7 protein-coding genes and 1 pseudogene are annotated in these 8,620 nt (G+C 69.2%); 7 read left to right on the top strand and 1 reads right to left on the bottom strand.

Annotation, left to right across the window (positions count from 1 at the left end; translation table 11 throughout):
- Both D7Y15_RS40585 and D7Y15_RS40580 read left to right on the top strand, forming a co-directional pair.
- Positions 1-417: pseudogene (locus D7Y15_RS40585) on the top strand (caspase family protein); the annotation flags it as partial.
- Positions 417-1,046, top strand: coding sequence for a carboxypeptidase-like regulatory domain-containing protein (locus D7Y15_RS40580; protein ID WP_121755932.1), 630 nt, complete (start codon positions 417-419; stop codon positions 1,044-1,046). The pseudogene D7Y15_RS40585 and the gene D7Y15_RS40580, both read left to right, overlap by 1 nt.
- Before the next feature lie 4 nt (positions 1,047-1,050).
- Here the strand turns inward: D7Y15_RS40580 and D7Y15_RS40575 are convergent, their stop codons facing one another.
- On the bottom strand, positions 1,051-1,437 hold the full coding sequence (locus D7Y15_RS40575) for a hypothetical protein (RefSeq protein ID WP_121755931.1): 387 nt from the start codon (positions 1,435-1,437) through the stop codon (positions 1,051-1,053).
- Positions 1,438-1,765: 328 nt separating this feature from the next.
- On the opposite strand from D7Y15_RS40575, the gene hemE reads away from it, so the two are divergent.
- The 5 genes from hemE (at position 1,766) to D7Y15_RS40550 (ending at position 8,418) form a co-directional block, all read left to right on the top strand.
- Positions 1,766-2,809 (top strand): uroporphyrinogen decarboxylase, encoded by a 1,044-nt coding sequence (hemE, locus tag D7Y15_RS40570; protein ID WP_120563822.1) that lies wholly within the window; start codon positions 1,766-1,768, stop codon positions 2,807-2,809.
- Positions 2,810-2,926: 117 nt separating this feature from the next.
- Positions 2,927-4,228 carry an acetyl-CoA C-acyltransferase FadI gene (gene fadI, locus D7Y15_RS40565; RefSeq protein WP_121755930.1) on the top strand — a complete coding sequence of 434 codons (1,302 nt, stop codon included), beginning with the start codon at positions 2,927-2,929 and terminating at the stop codon, positions 4,226-4,228.
- Positions 4,228-6,465, top strand: a complete 2,238-nt coding sequence (gene fadJ / locus D7Y15_RS40560; protein ID WP_120579730.1) for a fatty acid oxidation complex subunit alpha FadJ — start codon at positions 4,228-4,230, stop codon at positions 6,463-6,465. Before fadI ends, fadJ begins: the two co-directional genes overlap by 1 nt.
- Positions 6,466-6,560: 95 nt before the next feature.
- A complete protein-coding gene (locus D7Y15_RS40555; protein ID WP_233605278.1) occupies positions 6,561-7,700 on the top strand; it encodes a mannosyltransferase family protein in 1,140 nt (379 codons plus the stop codon).
- Positions 7,701-7,758: 58 nt separating this feature from the next.
- Complete coding sequence (locus tag D7Y15_RS40550; protein WP_121755929.1) at positions 7,759-8,418, top strand: class I SAM-dependent methyltransferase; 660 nt, start codon at positions 7,759-7,761, stop codon at positions 8,416-8,418.
- Positions 8,419-8,620: the final 202 nt, after the last annotated feature.

Raw genomic sequence — 8,620 nt, 5'->3', positions numbered from 1 at the left:
GGCTGGGAGGGCGTGCTCCTGGACGGGAGGCTGGACCTCTGGGTGGACGTGGCGGCGGGGCAGGGGCGTCAGTCGCTGCGGTTGGATCCAGGCGGCGACGTGCCGGTGCGGCACCGCACGCTGCTCGTGGGCGTGGCGGTGGGGCCCACCTGGACGTGGGGCCGGCTGGGCCTGTCCACCGGTCCCCGCGTGGCCGGACTGTGGTTGCAGCGCTCCTTCCAGTTGGAGCTGTTGGACCGGAACGAGCAGTACGTCACGGCCTGGCCGGGATGGATGGCCGCACTGTCGTTCCGCTTCAGCCCGGTGTGGATGGTGGAGGCGCGCGCACAGGCGTTGTGGGCCTACGTCCCGGTGGACGGGCAGACGCGAACGGTGGGCTTTGGAGGCCTGATGCTGGCCGGAGGGTACCGCTTCTGATGCGAGCCAGGACATGCGGCAGGGCGCTGGTGTTGGCGCTCGTGGGCTGTGGCGGTTTCGACAACGGAGACCTGCGCACGGGCACAGTGCGAGGCCGCGTGCTGGGCGCGGAGTCCGGCGTGGCGCGCGTCAGCGTGCTGGGCCATTCGGAGCTTCGAGCGACGGTGGCCGCGGACGGCCGCTTCGAACTGGACGGCGTGCCAGCGGTGCCGCTGGAGCTGTACGTGGTCGCCTCACGTACGCAGGCGGCGAGGACGCCCGTGTTGGCGCAGGGTGCAAGGGTCACCGACGTGGGTGACATCCAGGGGAAGCCCGGGGCCTTCCTCACCGTGCGGGTGCGCGACGAGCAGGGCGCCATCCCTCCCGACGTCGAGGTGGAGCTGCGAGGCACGGGAGAAGACCGCGCGAAGGTGGACACGAGCAGCGGCGAGGTCCGCCTGGGGCCGCTGCCCGCGGGCTGCTACTCGCTGGAGGTCAAGGCCGACGACCTGGAGGACGTGGAGACGGAGGTCTGCGTCCGTGAAGGCGAGGAGCGCGTCCAGGCCATCACGCTGCCCGCGGATGACGATGACGGTGGGGACGACGACGGCGGCAGCGACGACCACGGCGGCGGACGGGACGGCGGCTGAATCGTCACTTCAGGTCAGTGACCCGAATCGAGCCGAGGAAGGCTTCGCCCTCGGGGAACGGGTCGTCCTCGGGGGAAACGACCTGAAGGAAGACAAGGCTTGTCCCCGCGACGAGCCAACGATCGCAGAGTCTTTCTCCGATGCCGTCCGGCATCTCCTCGGGCGGGCCAATCCACTCTGCGCCGACCATCCGCCACTCCCATCCGTACCAGGGCGCGGGTAGCCGGGTGAGCTCGTTCTCTGGGACGCCATAGCGCTGGATCAGCACCATCCGGAGTTGCTCGCGCTTGTCTTCGGGCGAGGCTTCGGGAGCGTAGACATCGGTGCTCCAGTCAAAATGGAAATGCCTGCCCGAGTCCGTGTGGCTCCACGAGCAGTGGACGCCGAGCAAGGGTCGGGGCTCATCAAATTTGAGGAGGAGGTCGTCGCCGGCCTTGTAGTGCCAGCACCTGGCATACGGCCCTGCGCGAGGCGATTCCGGTTCCCCAGGAGACACCCGAGGCGCCACGACGCTCACCCCGGGAGCCGGCTCCCAGCGGGCCAGCTCCTGAGGCAGCGGCCACTGCGGCCGGGCAGGAGCAGCCGTCCGCCCCGTCGCACAGGCCATGCATGCGAGCGCGAGCAGGCTCGGAACGTAGCGATTCAACCGGGTCATGGAGATAGGGTACACCCCGGGCCGTGAAGCCCCTGCCTCCCTCTCGCCCCACGAAGGTGACGACGTGAACGACCGACTCCTGCGCACGGCGCGCCGCCAGCCCACCGACACCACCCCCGTGTGGCTGATGCGTCAGGCGGGCCGCTACCTGCCCGAGTACCGCGCCATCCGCGGCAACATCGCGTTCCTGGACCTCTGCAAGAACCCGGACCTGGCCGCGGAAGTCACCGTCCAGCCCATCACCCGCCTGGGCGTGGACGCCGCCATCATCTTCTCCGACATCCTCATCCCCGTGGAGGCCATGGGCATCCACCTGGAGCTGGGTGACAAGGGCCCCCACTTCCCCAACCCGCTGCGCACGCCCGCGGACATCGACAAGCTCGGCGTCCCCGACCCCGTGGAAGGCACCGGCTTCGTCGCCGAGGCCATCCGCCGCACGCGCAAGGCCATCAACGACTCCGTGCCCGTCATCGGCTTCGCGGGCGCGCCCTTCACCCTGGCCGCGTACATGGTCGAGGGCGGCGGCTCCAAGAGCTACATCCAGATCAAGCGCCTGCTCTTCGAGCAGCCCGAAGTCGCCCACCGCCTCTTCCGGAAGCTCACCGACACCCTCATCCCGTACCTCAAGATGCAGGTGGAGGCCGGCGCGAAGATTGTTCAAATCTTCGACTCCTGGGGCGGCGAGCTGTCCCCCTGGGACTTCGAACGCTTCAGCCTCCCGTACCTCACCGAGATGGTGACGGAGCTCAAGGCCACTGGCGTCCCCGTCATCCTCTTCGGCGTGAACATGACGCCGCACCTGCCGCTCCTGAAGCGCACCGGCGCGGACGTCATCGGCCTGGACTGGCGCTGCCCCGTGGACGAGGGCCGCCGCATCCTCGGGCCGGACGTCGCCACCCAGGGCAACCTGGATCCGCTCCACCTCTTCCTCCCCCGCGAGGAGCTGGACGGTCGCGTGAAGGACATCCTCCGCCGCGCCGGCCCCACCGGGCACATCTTCAACCTGGGCCACGGCATCCTCCCGCCCACCGACCCGGACGCCGCGAAGTTCCTCGTGGAGGCCGTCCACAAGCACGGCGCCGCCCTCCGCCAGGGCACGCTCGGCTGAACAATCCCCCGCCCGGCCGACTGGCGAGCAGTTGACTCAAGAATCAATCCGACATTGACGCGGTGCATTGCCCGCCGTTAGAAGCGCCTCACTCGTTTCACAGAGGGTGAGGCACACATGGCAAGCGAGAAGCGCAACGGCCACCGGCGGGTGGCCATCGTTCGCGGTCTGCGGACGCCGTTCGCGAAGGCGGGCACCGTCTTCGCGAACCTGACGGCGCTGGACCTGGGCCGGATGGTGGTCCAGGAGCTGGTGCAGCGCAGCGACCTGGACCCCAATGAAATCAACCAGGTCGTCTTCGGACAGGTCATCCCTACGCTGACCGCGCCCTCCATCGCGCGCGAAGTGGTGCTGGCGGCGGGCCTGCCCAAGCGCATTGACGCCTTCACGGTGGCGCGCGCCTGCGCCACGTCCATCCAGTCCATGGTGGCGGGCGCCAACGCCATCGCGCTGGGGGACGCGGACGTCGTCATCACCGGCGGCACCGAGTCCCTGTCGGACGCGCCCATCTTCACCAGCCGCCCGCTGGCGCACGCGCTGGCCGCGTCGTCCAAGGGCAAGAGCCTGCCGGACAAGCTCAAGCCCTTCCAGAAGCTCAAGGCCAAGGACCTCATCCCCGTGCCCCCCGCCATCGCCGAGTACTCCACCGGCGAGACCATGGGCGAGAGCGCGGAGAAGATGGCCAAGGAGAACGGCATCACCCGCGAGGAGCAGGACCTCATCGCGTTCAACTCGCACCAGAACGCGGCCCGCGCGTGGAAGGAGGGCCTGTTCGACGGTGAGGTGATGCACGTCACCGTGCCGCCCAGGTACGAGCAGACCGCCACGAAGGACAACATCGTGCGCGACGACACCAGCCTGGAGGCGCTGTCCAAGCTCAAGCCGGTGTTCGACCGCCGCTATGGCAGCGTCACCGCCGGCAACGCGTCCCCGCTGACGGACGGCGCCGCGGCGCTGCTGCTCATGAGCGAGGAGAAGGCGAAGGCGCTGGGCTACGAGCCGCTGGGCTTCCTGCGCTCGCACGCGTTCGCGGCCACGGACCCGGGAGACCAGCTGCTCCAGGGCCCGGCGTACGCGGCGCCCGTGGCGCTCAAGCGCGCGGGGATGAAGCTCGCGGACATCGACCTGGTGGAGATGCACGAAGCCTTCGCCGCGCAGGTGGCGAGCAACCTCCAGGCGCTGGCGTCCAAGGAGTTCGCGAAGAAGGCGGGCTTCAACGCGCCGGTGGGCGAGGTGGACCGGTCCATCCTGAACGTGACGGGCGGCTCCATCTCCATCGGGCACCCGTTCGGTGCCACGGGCGCGCGCATCATCACGCAGGCCCTGAATGAGCTGAAGCGTCGGAACAAGAACACGGTGTTGTGCACCGTCTGTGCCGCGGGTGGCCTGGGCGCCGCGGTCATCCTGGAGCGTGCGTGATGGCGACCAAGCAAGAGGCAGTCGAAGCGAAGCAGGGCTTGAGCTACGACGTCACGAACGGCGTCGCGGTCATCACCGTGGACCAGCCGGGCGCGCCGGTGAACACGCTGTCCCCGGACGTGGGCGCCGCGTTCTCCGACCTGCTCCTTCAGGCGGAGCGGGACCCGGAGGTGAAGGCCGTCGTCTTCATCTCCGGCAAGAAGGACAACTTCGTCGCTGGCGCGAACATCGACTTCCTCCAGACCATCAAGTCCCCGGCGGACGTGGAGGCCATCAGCCGCGCCGCGCACGCGGAGTTCGACCGGCTGGAGGCCTTCTCCAAGCCCGTGGTCGCGGCCATCCACGGCGCGTGCCTGGGCGGCGGCCTGGAGTGGGCGCTCGCGTGTCACTACCGCATCGTCACGGACAGCCCCAAGTCGGTGGTGGGCCTGCCGGAGACGCAGCTGGGCCTCATCCCCGGGGCAGGCGGCACGCAGCGGCTGCCCGCGCTGATTGGCGCGGAGGCCGCGCTGGACCTCATCCTCACCGGCAAGAACGTCAAGCCGTCCAAGGCGAAGAAGCTGGGCCTCGTGGATGAAGTCGTGCCGGTGCCCATGCTCAAGGATCTCGCGCTCAAGCGCGCGGCGGAGCTGGCCGCGGGCACGCTGAAGGTGGAGCGCTCGCACCAGGGCTTCAAGGCCGTGGCCCAGAGCGGCAAGAAGAAGGGCATCGCCGGTCTCTTCCAGGGGCTCATCAACAAGGACCTCTGGAAGGAAGCGGCGCTGGAGGACAACCCGCTCGGCCGCAAGGTGATGTTCGACCAGGCGAAGAAGCAGCTCCTGAAGAAGACGCGCGGCAAGTACCCCGCGCAGGAGAAGGCGCTGCAGGTCATCCGCGTGGGCCTGGAGTCCGGCCGCAAGGCGGGCCTGGAGGCGGAGGCGAAGGCCTTTGGCGAGCTGGTGTTCACGGACGTGTCGCGGCGCCTGGTGGAAATCTTCTTCGCCACCACGGCGCTGAAGAAGGAGAACGGCACCTCCAACCCCAACCTGAAGCCGCGCGAGGTGAAGAAGGTGGGCGTGCTGGGCGGCGGCCTCATGGGCGGTGGCATCGCCTACGTGGCTGGCGTGCTCCAGGGCGTGCCCGTGCGCGTGAAGGACCGGGACGACGCGGGCGCGGGTCGCGCGCTCAAGCAGGTGCAGACGGTGCTGGATGAGCGCGTGAAGCGCCGCTCGCTCACGCGGCTGGAGTCGAACGCGAAGCTGTCCAACATCACCGCGGGCACGGACTACAGCGGCTTCAAGTCGGTGGACCTGATCATCGAAGCGGTCTTCGAGGACCTGAAGCTCAAGCACCAGGTCATCGCGGAGGTGGAGGCCGTCACCGGCGAGAACACCATCTTCGCGTCCAACACCTCCAGCCTGCCCATTGGCGAGCTGGCGAAGGGCAGCAAGCGCCCCTCGCAGGTGATTGGCATGCACTACTTCAGTCCGGTCCACAAAATGCCGCTGCTGGAGATCATCACGCACCCGGGCACGGCGGAGTGGGTGACGGCCACCTGCGTGGACGTGGGCAAGAAGCAGGGCAAGACCGTCATCGTCGTCAACGACGGGCCGGGCTTCTACACGTCGCGCATCCTCGCGCCGTACATGAACGAGGCGGCGTACCTGCTGGCGGAAGGCGCGGACATCGTCCAGCTGGACAAGGCGCTGGTGGACTTCGGCTTCCCGGTGGGGCCCATCACGCTCTTGGACGAGGTGGGCATCGACGTGGCCCAGAAGGTGGGGCCCATCATGGAGGCCGCGTTCGGCAAGCGCATGGTGGCGCCCAAGGCGCTGGCGGGCGTGGTGTCCGACGGCCGCCTGGGCCGCAAGACGAACAAGGGCTTCTACCTGTACGAGAACGGGAAGAAGAAGGAGGTGGACCCGCAGGTCTACCTGCTCCTGCCGCACGGCAAGGACCGCAAGTCCCTGGACCCCGCGGAGATGGCCGAACGCGTCGCGCTGCAGATGGTGAACGAGGCCATCCGCTGCCTGGGTGAAGGCATCCTGCGCAGCCCGCGCGACGGCGACGTGGGCGCCATCTTCGGCCTGGGCTTCCCGCCGTTCCTGGGCGGCCCGTTCCGGTACGCGGACGCCCTGGGCCCGGCCAACCTGCTGCGCAAGCTGGAGCACTACCAGGACAAGTACGGAGAGCGCTTCACGCCCGCGCCGCTGCTGGTGGAGAAGGTGCGCGCCAACAAGGGCTTCTACGAGTCCTGAGCACGTGACGCACCGGGCGGTGAGGGGACCTCAAACGGTTTTCTCCCTGTTTCCGGGCCTGACTTGACGCGAGGGGCGGTTCTGGACCAAGGGGCATGCCCTACATGGTCCGTTCCGCTCCTCGTGTTGTTCTGACCGCCGGGCTCGCGGCCCTGGTGGTGTGCACCGCGTTGGTAACGGTGTCCGCGATTGCGTTCCCACTGGGCTACAGCCCCGCGCGGCTGACGTGGCCGGGCGCTCCCGTCCTCCTGGGCTGGACGCACTTCGACGCCGGTTGGTACGCGCACATCGCGACGGCGGGCTACAGCTACACGCCCGGCCAGCAGAGCCCGGTGGCGTTCTTCCCGCTGTACCCCCTGGTGCTGCGCGGGCTGGGCCTGCTGTCCATGGACACGTTCCTCGCGGGCGTGCTCGTCACCATGCTGTGCGGCCTGGGCGCGCTGTACGTCTTCACGCTGTGGGCGCGCACGCGGGCGGATGAAGAGGCGGCGAGGAACGCGGGGCTGCTGCTGGCGTTCTATCCGTTCGCGTTCTTCCTCTACGGGGCTATGTATTCGGACGCGCTGTTCCTCCTGCTGATCATCGGAGCGTTCCTGCTGTTGGAGCGGGGGCAGCTGGGGTGGGCGGTGCTGCTCGCGGCGGTGGCCACGGCGGCGCGGCCGGTGGCGCCCGCGCTGGTGGTGGGCCTGCTGGCGCGGCGGCTGGAGTGGAAGCACGAGCGCGGCCTGAAGTGGAGCCTGATGGACCTGCTGCCGGTGTTCGCGGCGGCGGGCTTCGTGCTGTACGTGCTCTACCAGTGGAAGGCGTTCGGCGAACCGTTCGCGTTCATGAAGGTGCAGTCCGCGCCGGGGTGGGACCAGAAGCCGGGCTGGCGCACGTGGGCGAAGCTGCGCTGGTTCCAGGGCTTCAGCCGGGAGATGTCGCTGTCGGACGGCTTCAGGCTGATGGGGCACGCGGCCGTCACGGTGGGGGCGCTCGCGCTGGTGTGGCCCACGGTGAAGCGGTTGGGGTGGGGCTATGGCGTGTACACGCTGGCCATCGTGGGATTGCCCGCACTGTCCAGCAAGGACTTCATGGGCATGGGGCGCTACCTGCTGGCCGCCTTCCCGCTGTTCCTCACGTTGGCGCTGCTGCTCAAGGAACGGCCGCGCACGAGGTGGGGAGTGCTCGCAACGAGCGCCTGCGTGATGCTGGCGCTGACGGCGGCCTTCGGAGCGGCGGAGTACGTGTCATGAGCGGACGGATGGGACGAGCGCTGGTGCGAGCCGCAGCCCCGAGCGCGGAGGCCGCGTCATGAGCGGGCTCATGTCCCAGGCGCTGGAGCTCTATGCGCACCTGCCCGCGGGCGAGCGCTTCCACGTGCACGCGCGGGCGTCCTCGGCCCCCTTGCTCGCGGTGGCGTCGCGTCTGCCCGCCGGGACGGTGGCGGACATCGGCTGCGGGCACGGCCTCCTGTCCGCGGTGATGGCGCTCGCGGTGCCGGAGCGACGGGTCCTCGGAGTGGACCTGGACGAGCGCAAGGTGCACTGGGCGAAGCAGGCCCTGTCGGGGCTGCCCAACGTGACGCTGGACGTGGGCTCCGTGGAAGAGCTCGCGAGGACGCAGCCGCACAGCCTCGACGCCGTGGTGGTCTGCGACGTGCTGTACCTGCTGCCCGACGAGCGGTGGCCCGGCTTCCTCCAGTCCGTGCGCGGCCTGCTCAAGCCCGGAGGCCGCTTCCTCCTGAAGGAAGTCGAAGGCGACCGCTCCTGGAAGCACGCGAAGGCGCTCGCGCAGGAGTGGGTGATGGTCTCGCTCCTGGGGCGCACCAAGGCCAGCGGCGGCATGGTGCTCAAGCCGCGAGTCGACGGCGTGCGCATGCTCCGCGACGCAGGCTTCGAAGTGCGTGAAGTCGTGGGCCTGGGAGCGGGCTACACGACGCCGCACCTGCTCTACGACGCCGAAGCCCGCTGAAGAAGCCCACGCGCGCTTGGCGGGCCACCTCCAAGCCTGTCCGACAGGAGGGTTGCGCGGAATAAGCAATCCGCCGGGTCCCGTAGAAGAGAGATGACTTCAGAAGAAGGAGCCTCCTGCGCCTCTGCCGAGCAGGGGGGCAGGCGCCGCGTCGCAAAGGACCCGACTCCGCGCTTCAAGGGAGCGGAGCGCGAGGTGCTTG

The organism is Corallococcus sp. AB030 (genome assembly GCF_003668965.1).
GTDB classification, from domain to species: Bacteria; Myxococcota; Myxococcia; order Myxococcales; family Myxococcaceae; genus Corallococcus; species Corallococcus exiguus.
Note: the sequence above shows the minus strand (reverse complement) of the source record. Positions and strands in the feature narration are given on the sequence as shown.

Coding starts and splice junctions, on each gene's coding strand:
- D7Y15_RS40580 (WP_121755932.1), top strand. CDS start 417: ATGCGAGCCAGGACATGCGGCAGGGCGCTGGTGTTGGCGCTCGTGGGC.
- fadI (WP_121755930.1), top strand. CDS start 2,927: ATGGCAAGCGAGAAGCGCAACGGCCACCGGCGGGTGGCCATCGTTCGC.
- fadJ (WP_120579730.1), top strand. CDS start 4,228: ATGGCGACCAAGCAAGAGGCAGTCGAAGCGAAGCAGGGCTTGAGCTAC.
- D7Y15_RS40555 (WP_233605278.1), top strand. CDS start 6,561: ATGCCCTACATGGTCCGTTCCGCTCCTCGTGTTGTTCTGACCGCCGGG.
- D7Y15_RS40550 (WP_121755929.1), top strand. CDS start 7,759: ATGAGCGGGCTCATGTCCCAGGCGCTGGAGCTCTATGCGCACCTGCCC.